Consider the following 20,083-nt stretch of genomic DNA (forward strand, 5'->3'; position numbering starts at 1 on the left):
CCGGTTTCAGGTCTATTTCACTCCCCTCGTCGGGGTGCTTTTCACCTTTCCCTCACGGTACTGGTTCACTATCGGTCGCTGAGGAGTACTTAGGCTTGGAGGGTGGTCCCCCCATGTTCAGACAGGATTGCACGTGTCCCGCCTTACTCGAGCATGAATGTTCGCATTACCCATACGGGGCTATCACCCTCTGAGGCCCTGCTTTCCTGACAGGTTCTGGTTGGCTTACATTCATGACTGGCCTGGTCCGCGTTCGCTCGCCACTACTAGCGGAGTCTCGGTTGATGTCCTTTCCTCCAGGTACTTAGATGTTTCAGTTCCCTGGGTTCGCTTGAAACCTCCTATGTATTCAGAAGTCTCATACCTTCTCTTGATAACCGGAAATCCAAAACCTCACGGCCTTGAATTCTCACAGTCTCCTGTTTGAACCCCAAAGACCTAAGGTCTTGGAGTTCCGGCTATCGAAGGTGGGTTTCCCCATTCGGAAATCCGCGGATCAAAGCTTCTTCGCAGCTCCCCACGGCTTATCGCAGCGTAGCACGTCCTTCATCGCCTCTCAGCGCCAAGGCATCCACCGAACACCCTTAAGGCACTTGATTGCTCTCATTATCAATGTCCACACACTCGGCAGAATGTTGTCAGCTCCCCACCTGCCCCGAGGGACAAGCGTTGGAAGCCGCAGGACACTGATTAGAAAGACCAGCTTGCTTCTTAAGATCGAACCGATGGCAATGCGGTCAAGCGTCGCCAACAGAGTCATTTACAACAGACAGGATGCTTCACAGCTTCCAGCCTGCGCCGAAATGACCCGGAGATAGTGAAGTGTCGGTGCATAGTCGAAGCGCGGACCGCTTGCGCGGTGACGCTCCATTGCACGACCCAACTCGGATCGATCTCCTCTTCACGATGTCAGATAACACGCAGTCTTCTGTAATCCCGGTGAGGATCAGAAGATGCGAAATGTTGTCTCGCGGACGATGTTGAACCAGCGCTGTCAAGCGATCGCTCGGCAATCAGACCATCTGGTGGAGCCAGACGGGATCGAACCGACGACCTCATGCTTGCAAAGCACGCGCTCTCCCAGCTGAGCTATGGCCCCGTAACCAGAAGACGAATGCCAAGCCAGACCAGAGAGTGAGAGACGCCAGAAAGTGGTGGGCCTGGGAAGACTTGAACTTCCGACCTCACGCTTATCAAGCGCGCGCTCTAACCAACTGAGCTACAAGCCCTAACGCTCGAAGCTCGTCGCCACCCTGCCCGTGAGGGCAAATGCAGCAACCGCGCAGCCCCAGGCAGCGTGTTCGTCCGCGAAGAAAGAGAAACGAAGACGGCGAAATCCCGCCAATGGAGCTCAAGCAAGATCTGGCGATCTTGATGGCCCCTGATGTTTCTAAAACAGCTCGATAGCTGACCGGTCCGAAGACCAGCCGATCCGAAGATCATGCTGAAGAGCCATCCTTAGAAAGGAGGTGATCCAGCCGCAGGTTCCCCTACGGCTACCTTGTTACGACTTCACCCCAGTCGCTGACCCTACCGTGGTCGGCTGCCTCCATTGCTGGTTAGCGCACCGCCTTCAGGTAAAGCCAACTCCCATGGTGTGACGGGCGGTGTGTACAAGGCCCGGGAACGTATTCACCGTGGCGTGCTGATCCACGATTACTAGCGATTCCAACTTCATGGGCTCGAGTTGCAGAGCCCAATCCGAACTGAGACGGCTTTTTGAGATTTGCGAAGGGTTGCCCCTTAGCTTCCCACTGTCACCGCCATTGTAGCACGTGTGTAGCCCAGCCCGTAAGGGCCATGAGGACTTGACGTCATCCCCACCTTCCTCGCGGCTTATCACCGGCAGTCTCCTTAGAGTGCTCAACTAAATGGTAGCAACTAAGGACGGGGGTTGCGCTCGTTGCGGGACTTAACCCAACATCTCACGACACGAGCTGACGACAGCCATGCAGCACCTGTGTTTCGGGCTCCGAAGAGAAGGTCACGTCTCTGCGACCGGTCCCAAACATGTCAAGGGCTGGTAAGGTTCTGCGCGTTGCGTCGAATTAAACCACATGCTCCACCGCTTGTGCGGGCCCCCGTCAATTCCTTTGAGTTTTAATCTTGCGACCGTACTCCCCAGGCGGAATGCTTAAAGCGTTAGCTGCGCCACTAGTGAGTAAACCCACTAACGGCTGGCATTCATCGTTTACGGCGTGGACTACCAGGGTATCTAATCCTGTTTGCTCCCCACGCTTTCGTGCCTCAGCGTCAGTATCGGGCCAGTGAGCCGCCTTCGCCACTGGTGTTCTTGCGAATATCTACGAATTTCACCTCTACACTCGCAGTTCCACTCACCTCTCCCGAACTCAAGATCTTCAGTATCAAAGGCAGTTCTGGAGTTGAGCTCCAGGATTTCACCCCTGACTTAAAGACCCGCCTACGCACCCTTTACGCCCAGTGATTCCGAGCAACGCTAGCCCCCTTCGTATTACCGCGGCTGCTGGCACGAAGTTAGCCGGGGCTTATTCTTGCGGTACCGTCATTATCTTCCCGCACAAAAGAGCTTTACAACCCTAGGGCCTTCATCACTCACGCGGCATGGCTGGATCAGGGTTGCCCCCATTGTCCAATATTCCCCACTGCTGCCTCCCGTAGGAGTTTGGGCCGTGTCTCAGTCCCAATGTGGCTGATCATCCTCTCAGACCAGCTACTGATCGTCGCCTTGGTGGGCCATTACCCCACCAACTAGCTAATCAGACGCGGGCCGATCTTTCGGCGATAAATCTTTCCCCGTAAGGGCTTATCCGGTATTAGCACAAGTTTCCCTGTGTTGTTCCGAACCAAAAGGTACGTTCCCACGCGTTACTCACCCGTCTGCCGCTGACGTATTGCTACGCCCGCTCGACTTGCATGTGTTAAGCCTGCCGCCAGCGTTCGCTCTGAGCCAGGATCAAACTCTCAAGTTGAACTTGAAGCTTTGAACCGGCTGATCACAACGTTTGACGAGGTCCCACCAATCAGTACCCACGCTTCACAGCGCAAATACCATGGTGTTACCTTTGAAACATTGTCCGCCGAAGTCTTCTCGTCCGATCCCAGAACCAAAAGCCGAAGCCCTCAATCCCGAGACCCGCAAGGACTCCGCCGTCCACGTTTCTCTTTCTTCATCTTCACTTGTCAAACAGCCCGGGACCTCGGTCCCACCCTCGGATGGAGGGGCGCCCAACATCTTCCGACGTCGATGAGCAACCGGGTTTTACCCGGTTGTGCATCACTCAACAGAAGTGAGGAGCAATATTGGCGCGAATGCTCGCCTCGGTGTGTCCCGAAGCGGCGCCGCGCTCAGTGATCGGGTTTATAGGGGGGGCCGATCGGGGTGTCAACGCCCAATGTCAACAAATCGTCGCATCGAATCATTTTTTTCCGGACAGCAGGAGAACCCCGACTTCTTGCGGACTTCGTGCCCCACTTGGGCCACAATCCTGCGACGATTTGTTAAGCATCGACCTGGGTTGATTTGGGTCCAGCGGGGACTGCCATCGATTCAAGGATGATCCAGATCAAGGAAGTGGCGAGCCCTTCGCCTGATACGGCCGAGACGACATCGAGAGATCCTGAAGAACAATAGCGGTTTGCGGATTCCGGCTTTCCAGCCAGAGAGTCTCGAACCGTCAGAAGCGCGCCATCATTCCGAGCCGTTTGTCTTGGACGTTAAGCCAACCGGCAGCTGAGTGATCTCGGTGCTGACTTTGAATTTGGGGGACGAAGGTTGAACCATCGGACGTCACGCGGGGGGTATGGACGCGAGGTCGGCATGATCGATCTCGGTCATGAGCCGCCGCTATCGGTCGATGGCTCCGAGGCCGCGGTGATCGACCGCCGCCGCGTTTCCGTACAATGGTTCTCTGGTACGATTCTGACGGGTCTATGCGGCGCAGCCCTCATCGGCGGCGCCGTTTTCGCCTCGCTCGACGGCGAAATGACCTTCGCGCGCATGCCGGAGCGGATGGAGAGCGCGCTGCGCGGCGCCTTCGGTGCCAATGACCGCGTCGCCACCCTGCGCAAGAGCGACCGCCTGCCGCCGCCGAGCGAAGCGGCCGCGGCCCGCAATGTGGTGCGCATCTCGACCGTGACCCGCGCGGGATCGCGCGAGCTCATCCGGGTCCGTCCCTATGTCCGGATCTCGGGCAACCTGTCGATGACGACGAGCGATCTTTCCGCCAAGATCCCGCCGTTCAACGCCCAGCGCCTGCTGAGCGACACCGACAACGACAAGACAGGGTCCGGCGAGGATCCGAACAATCCCGAGGCCGTCGAGCCCGACGCCGAGGTCTCGTTCGTGACCAAGGATCTCGCCGCCGTGCTCCCCAAGGCGAAGATCGCAACCTCGGTGGCGCTCGACGAAATCGTCATGCGGGTCCGTGATGCGGCGAACTGGCGCGGCAACAATGGCGGCGTACGCTACGCCTCGCTTGCCAATGCCGCCGCCGACGCGGCCGGCGCGCAGGCCGTCCAAGGCGGCGACCTGAAACTGTCCTATGCCAATGACGGCACCTTGCCCGATCCTTACGCCGGCTTCGAGACCCGGGTGGTGCCGGAAAATGTCACCTTGCTCCCCAAGACCAAGGACCAGATCACCGGCGGCAATCCACTCGGCGAGCGCGTCCACCTGGTCAAGAAGGGCGATACCGTCGCCTCGATCCTGCGCGACCAGGGCGCGACGCCCGACGAAGCCAAGGCGATCGCCGCCCAGCTCGGCCCGCGCGGCCGTGACGGCGGCCTGAAGGAAGGCGAGAAACTGCGCATCCTGATGGCGCCATCCAGCCCTGCCCCCGGCGCCCGGCTACAGCCGTTCCGGGTCATCGTCGCCAACGACACCATGATCGAGGCGGTGGCCGCGCTGTCGGACCTCGGACGATACGTCGCCGTGGACGCGCAGAGCATGAACACGGTCACCGAGACCGCCGACAACACCAATGACGAGGAGGATGACGGCACCGGTGTCCGCCTCTATCAGAGCATCTACGAGACGGCGATGCGCAACAAGGTGCCCGCGCCGGTCATCGAGGACATGATCCGCATCTACTCCTACGACGTCGATTTCCAGCGCAAGGTGCAGCCTGGGGATTCGTTCGACGTCTTCTATGCCGGCGACGACGACGACAAGCCTGGCAACAACGACAAGACCGAGGTGCTGTTCACTTCGCTGACGGTCGGCGGCGAGACCAAGAAATACTACCGGTTCCAGACCCCCGACGACAGTGTCGTCGACTATTACGACGAGACCGGCAAGAGCGCGAAGAAGTTCCTGGTGCGCAAGCCGGTCAACAACGCGATCATGCGCTCCGGCTTTGGCGGCCGCCGCCATCCGATTCTCGGCTTCGTGAAGATGCACACCGGCGTCGACTGGGCCACCGCCTACGGCACCCCCATTTTCGCCTCCGGCAACGGCGTGCTCGAGAAGGTCGGCCAGGAAGGCGGCTACGGCAAATATATCCGCATCAAGCACAACAACGGATACGAGACCGCCTACGGCCACATGTCGGCGTTTGCCAAGGGCATGGAGCCCGGCAAGCGCGTGCGCCAGGGCCAGGTCATCGGTTTCGTCGGCTCGACCGGCATGTCGACCGGCCCGCACGTCCACTATGAGATCCTGGTCAACGGCCGCTTCGTCGACCCGATGCGCGTGAAGCTGCCGCGGGGCCGGTCGCTCGAGGGCCCGATCATGGCCAACTTCGAGAAGGAGCGCGACCGCGTCGACCAGATGATGACCAGCCGCGGCACCGGCGCCTCGCGCATCTCGGACGCCGGCCCGATCCAGGTCAGCCGGTGAGCGAGACCCCTCGCCCCCCCAAAGGCGCGTTCAACTGAAAACGGCCCGCGCTGATCGCTCAGCGCGGGCCGCTTCCGTTTCAGTTCGGCGAAACGCCGCTCAGTTCAGCTTGCGCTTCGGAATCGGCGCCTCGAACGTCGCGATCTCGGCAGTGTGCGGCACCTTGCCGTTGAAGGTCAGCACATTGCCTTCGGCCGAGATCGTCATGTGATCGCCGTCCTTCACGTCGCCGGCGAGGATCATCTCGGCGAGCGGATCCTGCACGCTGCGCTGGATCACCCGCTTCAACGGCCGTGCGCCGTAAGCCGGATCCCAGCCCTTGGCGGCGAGCCAGTCGCGCGCGTCGCCATCGAGCGACAGCGTGATCTTGCGCTCCTCCAGGAGCTTCTGGAGACGCGCGAACTGGATCTCGACGATCCGACCCATCTCGCTCTTCTGCAAGCGGTGGAACAGGATGATCTCGTCGACGCGGTTGAGGAACTCGGGTCGGAAATGGCTCCGCACCGTGCCCATCACCAGCTCGCGCACCTCCGACGTATCCTCGCCCTCCGGCTGATTGACCAGGAACTCGGAGCCGAGATTGCTGGTCATGATGATCAGCGTGTTGCGGAAGTCGACGGTGCGGCCCTGGCCATCGGTCAGGCGGCCGTCGTCGAGCACCTGCAAGAGAACGTTGAACACGTCCGGATGCGCCTTCTCGATCTCGTCGAACAAGACGACCTGGTACGGCCGGCGCCGCACGGCCTCGGTCAGCGCCCCGCCCTCGTCATAGCCGACATAGCCGGGAGGCGCGCCGATCAGCCGCGACACCGAGTGCTTCTCCATGTACTCGGACATGTCGAGCCGGACCATCGCGGTTTCGTCGTTGAACAGATACTCGGCGAGCGCTTTCGTCAGCTCGGTCTTGCCGACACCGGTCGGCCCTAGGAACATGAACGAGCCCATCGGCCGGTGCGGGTCCTGCAAGCCGGCACGCGAGCGCCGCACGGCGGTCGCGACCGCATGCACGGCTTCGAACTGGCCGACGACGCGCTTGCCGAGCGAGTCCTCCATGCGCAGGAGCTTGTCCTTCTCGCCCTCGAGCATCTTGTCGACCGGCACGCCGGTCCAGCGCGAGACCACCTGCGCGATGTGGTTGGCGGTGACCGCCTCCTCCATCATCTCGCCGGCATTCTCCTTGGCCTCGATGTCGGCCAGCCGCTTCTCAAGTTCGGGAATCCGGCCATAGGCCAGCTCGCCCGCCTTCTGATACTCGCCGCGGCGCTGCGCGTTGGCGAGCTCGATGCGCAGACCGTCCAGCTCGCTCTTGAGCTTCTGCGCGTTGGACAGCTTGTCCTTCTCGGCGCTCCATTTCGACGTCAGCGCCGCCGACTTCTCCTCGAGATCGGCGAGCTCCTTCTCCAGCGCCTGCAGCCGCGTCTTGGAGCCGAGATCGCTCTCCTTCTTCAAGGCCTCCTGCTCGATCTTGAGCCGGATGATCTCGCGATCCAGCGAGTCCAGTTCCTCGGGCTTGCTGTCGACCTGCATCTTCAGCCGCGCCGCCGCCTCGTCCATCAGGTCGATGGCCTTGTCGGGCAGGAAGCGGTCGGTGATGTAGCGGTTCGACAGCGTGGCCGACGCCACCAGCGCGGAGTCGGTGATGCGCACGCCGTGATGCTGCTCGTATTTGTCCTTTAGGCCGCGCAGGATCGAGATGGTATCCTCGACCGTCGGCTCGGTGACGTAGACCGGCTGAAACCGCCGCGCCAGCGCGGCGTCCTTCTCGACGTGCTTCTGATACTCATCGAGCGTGGTCGCGCCGATGCAGTGCAGCTCGCCGCGGGCGAGCGCGGGCTTCAGCAGGTTCGACGCATCCATCGCGCCGTCGGCCTTGCCGGCACCGATCAGGGTGTGCATCTCGTCGATGAACAGCACGAAGCTGCCTTCGGCCGACGTGACCTCCTGCAGCACGGCCTTCAGCCGCTCCTCGAACTCGCCGCGATATTTCGCGCCGGCGATCAGCGCGCCCAGATCGAGCGACAAAAGCCGCTTGTCCTTCAGGCTCTCCGGCACGTCGCCATTGACGATGCGCAGCGCGAGGCCCTCGACGATCGCGGTCTTGCCGACGCCGGGCTCGCCGATCAGCACGGGGTTGTTCTTGGTCCGACGCGACAGAACTTGAATGGTGCGGCGGATCTCCTCGTCGCGGCCGATCACCGGATCGAGCTTGCCGTCGCGCGCCGCCTGGGTCAGGTCGCGGGCATATTTCTTCAAGGCGTCATACGCATTCTCGGCGGTCGCCGAGTCGGCCGTGCGGCCCTTGCGCAAGGATTCGATCGCTGCGTTGAGGTTCTGCGCGGTGACGCCGCCCTTGGCGAGGATGCCGCCCGCTTCGCTGTTCTTCTCCAGCGTCAGGCCGAGCAGCAGCCGCTCCACCGTGACGAAGCTGTCGCCGGCCTTCTCGGCCGCCTTTTCCGCCGCGTCGAAGGCGCGCGCCAGCTCGGGCGACAGATAGATCTGCCCGGCGCCACTGCCCGAGACCTTCGGCAGCTTGCCCAGCGCATCCTCGGTCGCTTTCAGGATCGCACGCGAATTGCCGCCGGCGCGGTCGATGAGACCGCCCGCGAGTCCCTCGCCGTCGTCGAGCAGGACCTTCAGCAGATGCAGCGGCGAGAACTGCTGATGGCCGTCGCGCATCGCCAGCGACTGCGCCGATTGGATGAAGCCCCGCGCGCGCTCGGTATATTTTTCGATATTCATGATGTTTCCCTCAGCCTGCTGTGACGCCCCGAAGGCACGGCTTCAGCATCTTCATTGGGTTTCGGACCGCGCACGTTGACGTCCATCAACGCCGCAACCATTGACGTCGCCGGCTTGCGCCCGGCTTGAGTGGAAATGTGGGAAGGCGGTGCGAAAACGGAAGAGGCCGCTTCACAAATTCGTGTGCCCTGGCCGCGGCCAAGGGAATCTCCTATGAGGCGGCATGAGCCAGACCCCTCCCGCGCGCATCGCCGGCCTGTACCGCTATCCCGTCAAGGGCCTTACCCCGGAACCATTGCAGAGGGCGCCTTTGCGGGTCGGCCAGACCCTGCCGGCCGACCGCCGCTACGCGCTCGAGAACGGTCCCAGCGGATTCGATCCCGCAGCTCCGGTCTGGAAACCGAAGACGGCGTATCTGATGCTGATGCGCAATGAGCGCCTCGCCGGCTTCAAGACCATCTTCGACGACGCGACGAACATCCTCACCATCCGCAAGGACGGCGCGATCGTCGCCCAAGGCGATCTCGAGAGCGCCGAGGGCCGCGCGGCGATCGAGCGCTTCTTCGCGGGCGAGTTCGCCGCCGAGCTGCGCGGGCCGCCAAAGCTGCTGTCGGGCGGTGGTTACGCCTTTACGGATCTGGCGCGCAAGGTGGTCTCGATCATCAACCTCGCCTCCATCGCGGAGATCGAGACCTTGGTCGGCGCTCCCGTGCACCCGCTGCGCTTCCGCGCCAACGTCTACGTCACCGGCTGGCCGGCCTGGCACGAGACCTCGCTCATGGGCGAGACGCTGCGCATCGGCTCGGCGCGGCTCAAGGTCGTGAAGACCACCACCCGCTGCGCCGCCGTCAACGTCGACCCGGACACGGCCGCCCGCGACCTCGACATCCCGCCCGCGCTGATGACCCGGCGCGGCAACAATGAATGCGGCATCTATGCCGAGGTGATCGAAGCCGGCGATATCGCCGTTGGCGACGAACTCGCCGTGGAGCAGCCGCGGCTGACGTAGTTCGAGCGCTGGCTGCATCGGCGGCGCGCCCCCTCTCCCGCTTGCGGGGGAGGGTGGGGGCCGCCCCACGCGAGATCTTCGTGTGGAGAGACTTCCCCCACCCGCATCGCATCGAAGATGCGATGCGACCTCCCCCCGCAAGCGGGGGAGGCGCACACCGAGCGAGCCTCGACGGCTCGATTCATCAGTTCGAGATTGGTTAGTTCGGCATCACGTAGGCGTACACCCGCCCCCGCGACACGGCGCTCTCGCGGACGCGGTTGCCGTTGTTGCCGGAGATGACGATCGGGTTGCCCTGGGCATCGACGCCCGACACCACGCCGACGTGGCCGCCGCCGCGGCGGCTCATCACCGCGATCGCCCCGACCTGCGGGCCGGAGACGCGCTGGCCATAGCTCGCGAACGAGCGCGCCATGTCGGAGCCGGTGCCGCGATGGCCGGTGCGCTCCAGCACCATGTTCATGAAACGGGCGCACCACAGGCTGCGCCGGCCGGTCGGATTGCCGCTGCCGATGAAGCTGCGCGCCGCGGAAACGACGCTGCTGCCGCCGCCGAAGCCGCCGGACGACGCCATGCCGTCGGACGCCGTTCCCGGCATCATGACGCTGGCCTGCGCGTCGGCAACGCCGCTCACCTGCACCCGCGCCACGCCGCGCTCCCAGCGCGACAGCCGGGCGACGGAACGCCGGTGGTGATGATGCCCTGCGTAGTGATGGCCGCCGTGGCTGCGGTGGGCATGATGCCCCGAGCCGTGATGCGGACGGGCCGATGCCGGTGTTGCGGTGACGGCGACGACTGCCGAGCACATGGTCAGCGCAACGACGTGAAGCGACCGGCGAAGGGTAGACACAACCATACTCAATCCTTCTGTTACTTCCCCCAGTACCCTGACTTGGCACCCCCTGGTCCTCAGCGCGGCCCCTCTGCAAGCCGCCAGCGGGGTCCGTAAAAAGTCGCGGTGTGACGAAACCATGACCTTCGGCGGCGAAAGACTGGCGACGAGAGGGTGATTCCGGGTCTATCTTGAGGCGAAAACAAGGCTACTGGCCCGGCCATTGTCGCGTGTCGCGCGACTCGTCAACATGCGGCACGTGACACGGGAGGAGCTGACGATGCCCCACGCAACGGCCAAAGACGGCGTTCGCCTCTATTTCGAAGAGGTCGGCGCCGGCACGCCGCTCATCTTCCTGCACGAGTTCGCCGCCGACCACACCAACTGGGAGCCGCAGTTGCGCTATTTCGCGCGCCGCCACCGCTGCATCGCCTACTCCGCGCGAGGCTACACGCCCTCGGAGGTGCCGGCCGCGCCCGACGTCTACAGCTACGTGCACTTCTACACCGACGCCCTGGCGGTGCTGGACCATCTCGGCATCGACAGCGCCCATTTCGTTGGCCTGTCGATGGGCTCGTACTCCTCGCTGCAGGTCGCGCTGAACGCGCCCGGCCGCATCTGCTCGATGGTGCTGGCCGGCGTCGGCTCGGGCTCCGACCTCACGCAGCTCGACGCCTTCCGCGCCCAGTGCCGCGCCACGGCCGAGCAGTTCGAGACCCTCGGCTCGGCCGAGACCGCCAAGGTCACCCGCGAGGCGCCCGGCCGCATTCCCTTCCTGATCAAGGACCCACGCGGCCACGCCGATTTCTACGCCGCACTCGCTCGCCACGACGCCAGGGGCTCGGCCAACACCATGCGCGGCTTTCAAGGCGCGAGGCCCTCGATCTACATCATGACGGATGCGATCCGCCGCGTCGCCACGCCCGCGCTGATCATTTGCGGCGACGAGGACGACGCCTGCATCGAGCCGAGCCTGTTCCTCAAGCAGCACCTGCCGGCGTCGGGACTGACGTTCTTCCCGAAGTCCGGCCATGTGCTGAATCTGGAGGAGCCGGCGTTGTTTAATGAGGCCGTGGAGCGCTTCATCACCCTGGTCGAGGCCGGCCGTTGGGGCCTGCGGGATCCAAGGTCGATGGTGTGATGACCTCCGGAAGCGCCTCTCCTTCGTGGCTGAATCACCGACGCCTCGCAGCCCTGCATTGTCGTCCCTGCGAACGCAGGGACCCATAACCACCGGCTTCAATGGGACGATGGCTGGTAGTTGTGCCTCACCGATAGATTCCGCGGTATGGGTCCCTGCGTTCGCAGGGACGACAGCGGAGATTGTGGCACGGACCAACCCGGCCGTGACGACATGGGTCAGTCGGAGGCGTCAACGCATCCGGAAACGGCGACACCGCCCCCTACTCCCCGATGATCTTGATCAGCACGCGCTTGCGCCGTCCGCCGTCGAACTCGCCGTAGAAGATCTGCTCCCACGGGCCGAAATCGAGCTTGCCATTGGTGATCGCGACTACGACCTCGCGCCCCATGATCTGGCGCTTCATGTGGGCGTCGGCATTGTCCTCACCGGTCCGGTTGTGCCGATAGCCCGCGACCGGCTCGTGCGGCGCCAGCTTCTCTAGCCACTGCTCGTAGTCGAAATGCAGCCCGCTCTCGTCGTCATTGATGAAGACCGACGCGGTGATGTGCATCGCGTTGACGAGCACGAGCCCCTCGCGCACGCCACTCTCCTTCAGCGCCGCCTCGACGTCGCCCGTAATGTTGATGAAAGCCCGCCGGCCCGGTGTCTGGAACCAAAGTTCCTTGCGGAACGATCTCATCGGAACAATCCAATCTTCCTGACCATGGAGCATGCGGCACGACGGTGTCCGACGTGGAGTGTGGCGTAGCTCACAGCGTGCGGTTCCGGCTGCGCCCAGACTGGACCCGATGGAGTGCATACTGCAAGCCACAACGGCACGGTCTCGCTTCGTCCTACAATCCAAGATTGAACCGAACGTTGCTCGGACAGACTTAACTGCATTGCCGATCTCATTTCGACGATGACAACGACAGCGTGGCGGCTCGCCGTTCGGCGACGACCGTGCAGACCTGATCGGGCTGCAGCCGCTCAATCTCATCGCACGAGAAGCTCGACTTCTGCAGGCAAGGCGCCGATCGCAGCGAGTCGCCATTCAGAGGAGAGAGACAATGAGTCTGCTGCGTATCAATCTCTTTGGCGGTCTTGAAATCAGACGCGTCTCCGGCGAGCAGGTCGTCATCCCAAGCCGCAAGGCGGCAACGCTCCTGGGCTATCTCGCCCTCACCTCTCCGCACGGCATTTCACGCAGCAAGCTTGCCGCCCTCCTGTGGGAAGGCCGCTTCGGCGACAACGCGCGCGCAAACCTGCGCCAGGCGCTGTTGACGCTGCGCCGGGTGCTGCCGCAATGCACCGAGGTGATCTCGGCGGAACGCGACGACATCCGCATCCATCCGAACGCCGTCACGACCGACGTACAGGAATTCGAGGTGCTGCTGCAGCTCGGCGATCTGGAAACCATGGCCCGCGCCGCCGCGCTGTTTCGTGGCGAATTGCTCGACGGCATCAGCTCGACGTCCTGCGCGTTCGAGGCATGGCTCTCCGCCGAGCGTCAACGCTTGAAGACGCGGGCGATCCGGGCGATCGCGGGCCTGCTGGACGTCGGCGGCCGGGAACATGTGGAGATCGCCACGACGTTCTCATTGCGTGTGCTGGCCGCAGATCCGCTGCAGGAGGACGTCCACCGCACCTTGATGCGCTGCTACGCGCAGCAGGGCCGCCGTGCCGACGCCCTGCGTCAATATGACTTCTGCCGCACCATCCTGCGCAAGCAGGTCGGCGCCACGCCGGAGAGCGAAACCGAGAGCCTGCAGCGCGAAATCAGGCGCATGCTACGCGTCTGACGATCCGCGTGACCTTGCTCCATGCGTTCCACACATGATCGACTTTGACGGCACTTTCACGCCCCGCTTGACACTTGCATCACGGCCACGCGCGCAACATCGCCCTCGATCGACGTCGCGCAGCAACTACGCCTGATGAGGTCAAGCGGCGCGCCGCTCGAAGATCAAACAACGAGCGAGGAGGCTCAACATGAGTGGCATGCAGCAGTCGACTGAGGACTATGGTCAATTGAATCCCGAAGGGATCTTCGGCTCCGTTCTCGGCAGGTTCGCCGGACAGGCGATCGGACGCCTGATCGGCGGCAAGACCGGCCGCGACTTTGGCGGCGCCATCGGCGGAATCGCGGGCGGGTTCGCGCCGTTCTCGGTCGGCCCCGGCACCGAGCAGCCGTCGGAGATGGAGTTGCAGAGCTTCTGGAGCGTGCTCAAGAAGATCGGTCAGGGCGTCCAGACCGGCCTCAACGTCGGCCACAACCTCGGCATCTTCAGCGCCGGCCCGCAGGCCGCAGCCGCCGCGCAGCCGACCGACATGGAGCTGCAGGGCTTCTGGAGCGTGCTCAAGAAGATCGGACAGGGCGTCCAGACCGGCCTCGACGTCGGCCACAACCTCGGCATCTTCAGCGCAGGCCCGCAGGCCGCAACCGCTGCGACGCAGCCGACCGAGATGGAGCTGCAGGGCTTCTGGAGCGTGCTCAAGAAGATCGGTCAGGGCGTCCAGACCGGCCTCAACGTCGGCCACAACCTCGGCATCTTCAGCACCGGTCCGCAAGCGGCACCCGCAGCGGCGCAGCCGACCGACATGGAGCTGCAGGGCTTCTGGAGCGTGCTCAAGAAGATCGGTCAGGGCGTCCAGACCGGCCTCAACGTCGGCCACAACCTCGGCATCTTCAGCACCGGTCCGCAAGCGGCACCCGCAGCGGCGCAGCCGACCGACATGGAGCTGCAGGGCTTCTGGAGCGTGCTCAAGAAGATCGGTCAGGGCGTCCAGACCGGCCTCGACGTCGGCCACAACCTCGGCATCTTCAGCGCTGGCCAGCCGGGCCAGCAGACGGCGGCCGCGCAGCCCACCGACATGGAGCTGCAGAGCTTCTGGAGCGTGCTCAAGAAGATCGGTCAGGGCGTCCAGACCGGCCTCGACGTCGGCCACGACCTCGGCATCTTCAGCGCCGGCCAGCCGGGCCAGCAGGCGGCGGCCGCGCAGCCGACCGACATGGAGCTGCAGGGCTTCTGGAGCGTGCTCAAGAAGATCGGACAGGGCGCGCAGACCGGCCTCAACATCGGGCACACGCTCGGCATCTTCAGCACCGGCCAGCCCGCAGGCACGATGCACTAGGACGGCGGATCTGAAGCAGCGACCCGCGCCATTCGCAACGCGGGTCCAAGCAAGCAAGGCGGTGGGCGCACGAACAGTCCGCCCACCGCCGACCTGACATGGAGGGAGCGACGCATGGCGGATCCGAACTCAGAGCAGGAATTCATCGTGCAAGGCGAGCCGGTCAAGTCCGGCCAGCTTGCTGATCATTTGAGCCGCGAGCCCGGCGTGAAACGCGTCGGTCAGGTCGCGCCCGACGTCGTCATCCTGTCGATGACGAAGAGCCAGGCCGACCGCCTCCGATCGACTTTCAGCACGATCGTGGTGGAGCCGAATGCTCCGCTGAAACCCTTTGGCGCCGGCTGACTTCAGCCGCGCCCCCCGACGATGTCACGAGCGAGGATGAAGGAGCCCGCAAATGGCCGCACGAAGCAAACCTGAAATCTCGGATCCGAAGGATGCGGCCGGCACGGCCGTCAACGGCACCGGAGCACGGCCCGGAGCGGAGCAGCCACCAGCCGAGGCCGTTGCCGCACCGCGGGCGGCAACGCCGGTAGCCGCCGCTGCAGCCCCTGCCGCGCAAGGCACGGGCCGAAGCGACGGCGGCAAGGACGGCGGCAAGGCGCCGCCGGCAGCGGACCAACCCGTCGCAACGATCTCGCAGCGGCGGGCGCAGTACATCCTGGCCCCGCGACAGCAGACGGGGCTTGCGACCTTCAGCGCCGACTTCATCGTCCAGCAACTGACAAACACTCCGGACATCGACGTGGTGAAGACCATCCAGCCGCCGCGCCTGCTCGGCTTCCAGAGCGCCGACCCGGGACAGGCCCCGCTCGGCCCGATGGTGCTGGCCCGCATGGCGCCCGACAAGGCCGAATTGCTGAAGGCCCAGGCCGGCGCACGACTCGCGGTCGAGCGCGATGCGCCGCTCACCTACATGCTCGATCCGACCGTCCCGCAGGTGCCGGCGCCGCATCAGCTTCCCAATCCCGGCGTTCTCATTCCCTTGGCCGACGGGTTCTCGACGACGATCGAAGTGGTCGGCGAGAGCGGCCCGCTGCCGGAGGTGGAAGTGTACGTGTTCGGCAGCGTATGGCCGGTTCAGGGCGTCACCGACGCCAGCGGCCGCGTCACGCTCAAGATTCAGGGCGAGACGCCCGACACCATCCGCTCGATCCTGATCAAGCCGCGGGTCGATTACTGGACCTTCTGGCTCGATCGTCCGCAACTGACCCCCGACAGCGTGAACCGCATCGCCGCGAAGACGCTGGGCGCCTACCTGCGCGGCTTTCCCGGCCAGCAATTGCTGGGATGGGGCCAGCGCGCGATGGGCCTCGACCGCGTTCCCCTCGCCTACAATGGCGCAGGCGTGAAGATCGCGGTGATCGATTCCGGCGCAGCACCAACCCATCGCAATCTGCACGGCGTCACGATCGGCAAGAGCATCGTCGGCAATGATCCCGCGAGCTGGACCATCGATACGATTGGCCACGGCTCGCATTGCGCCGGGATCATCGCCGGCGGGCCTGTCGGCAGCGGCGGAGGCATTCGCGGCTTCGCTCCGGCGGCCGAAATCCATGTCTGCCGGATCTTCCCGGGGGGCCGGTTCAGCGATCTCGTCTCGGCGCTCGACTACTGCATGGAGAACGGCATCGACGTCGCCAACATGAGCCTGGGCGGCGGCGAGCCGTCGCAGATCATCGAGGAGCGGATTCTGCGGGCCAAGCAGATGGGCCTCGCCTGTATCGTCGCCGCGGGAAATTCGTCGGGGCCGGTCCAGTTTCCCGGCTCGACGCCGCATTGCCTGTCGGTCGCCGCGATGGGCAAATGGGGCGAGTTTCCCGAGGACAGCTTCCACGCCCAGCAGGCGCTGGATGGCTTCCGCAGCACCGACGGATATTTTCCGGCCAAGTTCAGCTGCTTCGGGCCGGAGATCGACGTCTGCGCGCCGGGCGTCGGCATCGTGTCCTCGCTGCCGGCGGATGGCTTCGGCGCCTGGGACGGCACCTCGATGGCGACGCCGCACGTCACCGGTCTCGCCGCGCTCGTGCTGGCGCATCATCCCGACTTCAAGGGCCAGTTCGCGACGCGCGACGCGCGGCGTGTCGAGCGGCTGTTCCAGATCCTGAAGGAGACATCGACGCCGCTGCAATTCGGCGATCCCAATCGTGCAGGAGCCGGGCTGCCGAATGCGATGCGCGCCCTCGGCCTGGAGGCGAGCGTGGCCTCCGCGCCCGCGGCCGATCCCTCGCTCGACGTGCTCCGTCGCCTGTTGGGACTGGCGCGCGGCGCGCATAACGGCGCGACGTCTCCGACGCTGGCGCCGCAGGCGCCGAATGGCAAGCTCAACGGATCCGGTTCGGTTGCCCGGGGCCCGGCAACGACGACCGGCGAGTGGTCCAGCCCGGCGGTCGGTGATCCCAGTCCGGCGCAGATCCGCGACATGATGCACAAGGTCGGCTTGCTGTAGATTGCCGGCCCAGCCACAGCGACGAAGCGGCGTCGTTGCACGACGGGCAGTTTGCGCATGAGCGTCATGCGCGAATTGCCCGTCGTGTTAGTTCGTCGCACGCTTGGCACTTGCGCCGTCGGGCAAATCAGGCGCAGATTTCCGCGCGTCCCGCCTCGCAGCAAGAGGGGCGTATCGCGGTCGTCACGAACGCTGAGTGTGGGATGCGATGGGCGTGTCGGATTGCGCGTGGGGCTTGCCTCGCGCGGACGAACAATTCCGATGCGCACGGTCAAGTCGCGCGGTCCTGGCATCCCGACGCTGATGCCAAGTTTGTTGTGGTGTTCTGCATCACTCGGACGACGGTGGCCAGAAAGCCCGGCGCACCGGGGAGAACGCGAAGCAGCCGTTCAGCCATCGCGCAGGGAAGGACGGGTGTTCCGGCTCGTACCTGTGGTTCCTGCCGCCTGCATTTTTTCCGCAGGCGGGCCATGGGTGCGGTCAGCATCCGGCCTTCCCTGCGCCTCTTCGTTATCGGAGGCGATGCATGACGCATAGCTCGGGCGCAGATGCGCCGCGGGAACGTAGCACGTTGTTTCAACCGCTCTCGGCTCTTTGAAAAGTAAAAGCCGCCAACCCCAAGCTCGTCATGGCCGGGCTTGTCCCGGCCATCCACGTCCGTCCTCATGCACGCTCTAAGTTGCGATCGTGTCGAAGAGATCATCCCAGCCCCCTGGGAACGGTCGCCCCCTGCCCTACCTTCCCTTCTCCGCCCGGCTCAGCAGGAACACGCCCTGCTCGCCGAACATGTTCCAGAACCACCAGGGCATCGCGACGCGCAAGGGACGGCCGTAACTATCAAGCGCGACGGCGCGCTCCATCTTGACGCCGATCTCATCGCAGAGCTGCACGAAGTCCTTGATGGTGCAGAAATGGATGTTCGGCGTGTCGTACCAGGTGAAGGGCAGATTGTCGGTTCGCGGCATGTGGCCGCCGACGAGCAGTTGCAGGCGCAGCCGCCAGAAGCCGAAATTCGGAAAGGTGACGATGGCGCGACGGCCGATGCGCAGCAGATTCTCCAGCACGACCTTGGGCTGCCGCGTCGCCTGCAAGGTCTGCGACAGGATCACATAGTCGAACGCATCGTCGGGATAGTCGACGAGATCGGTGTCGGCGTCGCCCTGCACCACCGCGAGCCCCTTGGCGACGCAATGATTGACGCCCTCGCGCGACAGCTCGATGCCGCGGCCGTCGATGCCGCGGCTCTCCAGCAGCTGCAAGAGATCGCCGTCGCCGCAGCCGATGTCGAGCACCTTGGAGTCGCGCTCGACCATGCCGGCGACCAGCAGATGATCCGGCCGATAGGCCAGCACCTCGCCGCCGGAAAAGCCGTTCAGCGGCAACACGCCCTGCATGCTCATGGCTCAGCCTCCGTTCGCGGCGTTGAGGCCGCGCGCCTTGCCGGCGGAATCGAGAAAGGCGCTGGCGATCTCGAAGAACTCGGGGACGTCGAGCAGGAACGCGTCGTGCCCCTTGTCGGTCTCGATCTCCGCGAACGACACCCGCGCGCTGGAGGCATTGAGCGCATGCACCAGCGCCCGCGATTCCGCGGTCGGAAACAGCCAGTCGCTGGTGAAGGACACCACGCAGAAGCGGGTCTGGATGCCGCGGAACGCCGCCGCCAGCACGCCGTCATGATCGGCGGCGATGTCGAAATAGTCCATCGCCCGCGTCAGATAGAGATAGGAGTTGGCGTCGAAGCGCTCGACGAAGGACGAGCCCTGATAGCGCAGATAGCTCTCGACCTGGAAATCGGCGTCGAACGAGAACGTCGGCAGTTCGCGGTCCTGCATGCGGCGGCCGAACTTGCGATGCAGGGCGGCATCCGACAGATAAGTGATATGCGCGGCCATCCGTGCCACCGCGAGGCCGCGATGCGGATGAGTGCCCTTGTCGCCGTAGCGGCCGTGGTCCCAGTCGGGATCGGCCATCACGGCCTGGCGGCCGAGCTCGTGGAAGGCGATGTTCTGCGCCGAGTGCCGGGTGGCGCAGGCGATCGCGAGATTCGCGAACACGCGGGTGGGATAGGCCACTGTCCATTGCAGCGCCTGCATGCCGCCCATCGAGCCGCCAACCACGGCGAACAACGTGTCGATGCCGAGATGATCGATCAGCATCGCCTGCGCGCGCACCATGTCGGGGATGGTGATGATCGGGAAATCGAGCCCCCACACCTTGCCGGTGGCGGGATTCAGCGAGGCCGGGCCGGTCGAGCCCATGCAGCCGCCGATCACGTTCGAGCAGATGATGAAATAACGGCTCGGGTCGAGCGGGCGGCCAGGGCCGACCAGCGTCTCCCACCAGCCGGGCTTGCCGGTGACGGGATGGCGGTTGGCGACGTGCTGGTCGCCGGTCAGGGCGTGGCAGACCAGGACCGCGTTGGACCTGTCGGCGTTGAGTTCGCCATAGGTCTGGTAGGCGATCTGGAACGGCGACAGGTCGACGCCGCAATCGAGCCTGAGCGGCTTGTCAGCGCCGAACTGCGCGACCAGCGAGCTCGGATGATCGACCTCGTGCGAGCGCTCTTCGGGCGCAATCGTGCGCAGCGCGGAGGTGGGTTTCGGCGTCAGGCCTGTCATGTCTCTCACCCCGGCCATCCGGCAAGGGCTCCCGAACCACGTGACATATCAGGCCATGAAAAACCCGGCCTGAACTGGGGTTCGGCCGGGATCGATAACGTCCCCGGCCTGTTTAGCGAGTTTTTTAACGTGGCTGCAAGCCGGCCGGCTCAAATGACCACGGAACAGGCAGAAACTAGTCCCGCGGGCGCTCCGCGTCAAGGCAAGCTGGGGTTGACCGCCGATCGGGCGCCCCACGGCTGCAAACCAGCCAAGCCTAGGCGGCACAAGGTAAACTTGCTGTTGCGCGCGTCTCCCGCATCGGAGAGAACGACATCCGTTCCAGTCGGCCGCACGTTAACCGGTGGCCTGCGAAGAGTG

12 protein-coding genes, 2 tRNA genes, 2 rRNA genes and 1 riboswitch (1 of these 17 only partly in view) are annotated in these 20,083 nt (G+C 64.3%); of the genes, 7 read left to right on the forward strand and 9 right to left on the reverse strand.

Features of this window, described 5'->3' with window-relative positions; genetic code table 11:
- The 4 genes from QW863_RS32790 to QW863_RS32805 all read right to left on the reverse strand — a co-directional run.
- A 23S ribosomal RNA gene (locus QW863_RS32790) occupies window positions 1–599 on the reverse strand (it extends 2,248 nt beyond the left edge of the window).
- Between the two features lie 424 nt (window positions 600–1,023).
- Window positions 1,024–1,099, reverse strand: a tRNA-Ala gene (locus QW863_RS32795).
- 53 nt (window positions 1,100–1,152) lie between these two features.
- Window positions 1,153–1,229: transfer RNA gene (locus QW863_RS32800), tRNA-Ile, on the reverse strand.
- Between the two features lie 233 nt (window positions 1,230–1,462).
- Window positions 1,463–2,951: ribosomal RNA gene (locus tag QW863_RS32805) — 16S ribosomal RNA — on the reverse strand.
- The 16S and 23S rRNA genes sit together here with 2 tRNA genes alongside, the layout of an rRNA operon.
- A gap of 803 nt (window positions 2,952–3,754) precedes the next feature.
- Between QW863_RS32805 and QW863_RS32810 the strand changes: the two genes are divergently transcribed.
- Window positions 3,755–5,818, forward strand: coding sequence for a M23 family metallopeptidase (locus QW863_RS32810; RefSeq protein WP_315718088.1), 2,064 nt, complete (start codon window positions 3,755–3,757; stop codon window positions 5,816–5,818).
- A 99-nt stretch (window positions 5,819–5,917) separates the two neighbouring features.
- On the opposite strand, the gene clpB is transcribed toward QW863_RS32810, so the two are convergent.
- Complete coding sequence (clpB, locus tag QW863_RS32815; protein WP_315718090.1) at window positions 5,918–8,557, reverse strand: ATP-dependent chaperone ClpB; 2,640 nt, start codon at window positions 8,555–8,557, stop codon at window positions 5,918–5,920.
- A gap of 223 nt (window positions 8,558–8,780) precedes the next feature.
- On the opposite strand from clpB, the gene QW863_RS32820 reads away from it, so the two are divergent.
- Window positions 8,781–9,566: an MOSC domain-containing protein gene (locus QW863_RS32820; RefSeq protein WP_315718091.1), complete on the forward strand. Its 786-nt coding sequence runs from the start codon at window positions 8,781–8,783 to the stop codon at window positions 9,564–9,566.
- Window positions 9,567–9,765: 199 nt separating this feature from the next.
- On the opposite strand, the gene QW863_RS32825 is transcribed toward QW863_RS32820, so the two are convergent.
- A complete protein-coding gene (locus tag QW863_RS32825; RefSeq protein ID WP_315718092.1) occupies window positions 9,766–10,422 on the reverse strand; it encodes a TIGR02594 family protein in 657 nt (218 codons plus the stop codon).
- Window positions 10,423–10,678: 256 nt separating this feature from the next.
- On the opposite strand from QW863_RS32825, the gene QW863_RS32830 reads away from it, so the two are divergent.
- Window positions 10,679–11,539, forward strand: a complete 861-nt coding sequence (locus QW863_RS32830; RefSeq protein ID WP_315718094.1) for an alpha/beta hydrolase — start codon at window positions 10,679–10,681, stop codon at window positions 11,537–11,539.
- Window positions 11,540–11,801: 262 nt separating this feature from the next.
- Here the strand turns inward: QW863_RS32830 and QW863_RS32835 are convergent, their stop codons facing one another.
- The gene (locus tag QW863_RS32835; RefSeq protein ID WP_315718095.1) at window positions 11,802–12,221 is read right to left on the reverse strand and encodes a secondary thiamine-phosphate synthase enzyme YjbQ; all 420 of its coding nucleotides are present in this window, start codon (window positions 12,219–12,221) and stop codon (window positions 11,802–11,804) included.
- Between the two features lie 370 nt (window positions 12,222–12,591).
- On the opposite strand from QW863_RS32835, the gene QW863_RS32840 reads away from it, so the two are divergent.
- The 4 genes from QW863_RS32840 to QW863_RS32855 all read left to right on the forward strand — a co-directional run bounded on the left by QW863_RS32840 (window position 12,592) and on the right by QW863_RS32855 (window position 17,105).
- A complete protein-coding gene (locus QW863_RS32840) occupies window positions 12,592–13,323 on the forward strand; it encodes a BTAD domain-containing putative transcriptional regulator (RefSeq protein ID WP_315718096.1) in 732 nt (243 codons plus the stop codon).
- A 190-nt stretch (window positions 13,324–13,513) separates the two neighbouring features.
- On the forward strand, window positions 13,514–14,656 hold the full coding sequence (locus tag QW863_RS32845; RefSeq protein ID WP_315718097.1) for a hypothetical protein: 1,143 nt from the start codon (window positions 13,514–13,516) through the stop codon (window positions 14,654–14,656).
- 114 nt (window positions 14,657–14,770) lie between these two features.
- Window positions 14,771–15,001, forward strand: a complete 231-nt coding sequence (locus QW863_RS32850; RefSeq protein ID WP_315718098.1) for a hypothetical protein — start codon at window positions 14,771–14,773, stop codon at window positions 14,999–15,001.
- Window positions 15,002–15,053: 52 nt separating this feature from the next.
- Window positions 15,054–17,105: a S8 family serine peptidase gene (locus tag QW863_RS32855; RefSeq protein WP_315718099.1), complete on the forward strand. Its 2,052-nt coding sequence runs from the start codon at window positions 15,054–15,056 to the stop codon at window positions 17,103–17,105.
- Between the two features lie 734 nt (window positions 17,106–17,839).
- Here the strand turns inward: QW863_RS32855 and metW are convergent.
- Complete coding sequence (metW, locus tag QW863_RS32860; protein ID WP_315718100.1) at window positions 17,840–18,505, reverse strand: methionine biosynthesis protein MetW; 666 nt, start codon at window positions 18,503–18,505, stop codon at window positions 17,840–17,842.
- A gap of 3 nt (window positions 18,506–18,508) precedes the next feature.
- Complete coding sequence (locus QW863_RS32865) at window positions 18,509–19,723, reverse strand: homoserine O-acetyltransferase (protein WP_315718101.1); 1,215 nt, start codon at window positions 19,721–19,723, stop codon at window positions 18,509–18,511.
- A 91-nt stretch (window positions 19,724–19,814) separates the two neighbouring features.
- Window positions 19,815–19,894, reverse strand: a riboswitch (SAM riboswitch).
- Between the last annotated feature and the right edge of the window lie 189 nt (window positions 19,895–20,083).

The organism is Bradyrhizobium sp. SZCCHNR1017 (assembly GCF_032381375.1).
Classification (GTDB): domain Bacteria; phylum Pseudomonadota; class Alphaproteobacteria; order Rhizobiales; family Xanthobacteraceae; genus Bradyrhizobium.

Bases quoted from the DNA above. Each gene is read 5' to 3' on its own strand.
- clpB (WP_315718090.1), bottom strand. From the start codon at position 8,557: ATGAATATCGAAAAATATACCGAGCGCGCGCGGGGCTTCATCCAATCG.
- QW863_RS32820 (WP_315718091.1), top strand. From the start codon at position 8,781: ATGAGCCAGACCCCTCCCGCGCGCATCGCCGGCCTGTACCGCTATCCC.
- QW863_RS32825 (WP_315718092.1), bottom strand. From the start codon at position 10,422: ATGGTTGTGTCTACCCTTCGCCGGTCGCTTCACGTCGTTGCGCTGACC.
- QW863_RS32830 (WP_315718094.1), top strand. From the start codon at position 10,679: ATGCCCCACGCAACGGCCAAAGACGGCGTTCGCCTCTATTTCGAAGAG.
- QW863_RS32835 (WP_315718095.1), bottom strand. From the start codon at position 12,221: ATGAGATCGTTCCGCAAGGAACTTTGGTTCCAGACACCGGGCCGGCGG.
- QW863_RS32840 (WP_315718096.1), top strand. From the start codon at position 12,592: ATGAGTCTGCTGCGTATCAATCTCTTTGGCGGTCTTGAAATCAGACGC.
- QW863_RS32845 (WP_315718097.1), top strand. From the start codon at position 13,514: ATGAGTGGCATGCAGCAGTCGACTGAGGACTATGGTCAATTGAATCCC.
- QW863_RS32850 (WP_315718098.1), top strand. From the start codon at position 14,771: ATGGCGGATCCGAACTCAGAGCAGGAATTCATCGTGCAAGGCGAGCCG.
- QW863_RS32855 (WP_315718099.1), top strand. From the start codon at position 15,054: ATGGCCGCACGAAGCAAACCTGAAATCTCGGATCCGAAGGATGCGGCC.
- metW (WP_315718100.1), bottom strand. From the start codon at position 18,505: ATGAGCATGCAGGGCGTGTTGCCGCTGAACGGCTTTTCCGGCGGCGAG.
- QW863_RS32865 (WP_315718101.1), bottom strand. From the start codon at position 19,723: ATGACAGGCCTGACGCCGAAACCCACCTCCGCGCTGCGCACGATTGCG.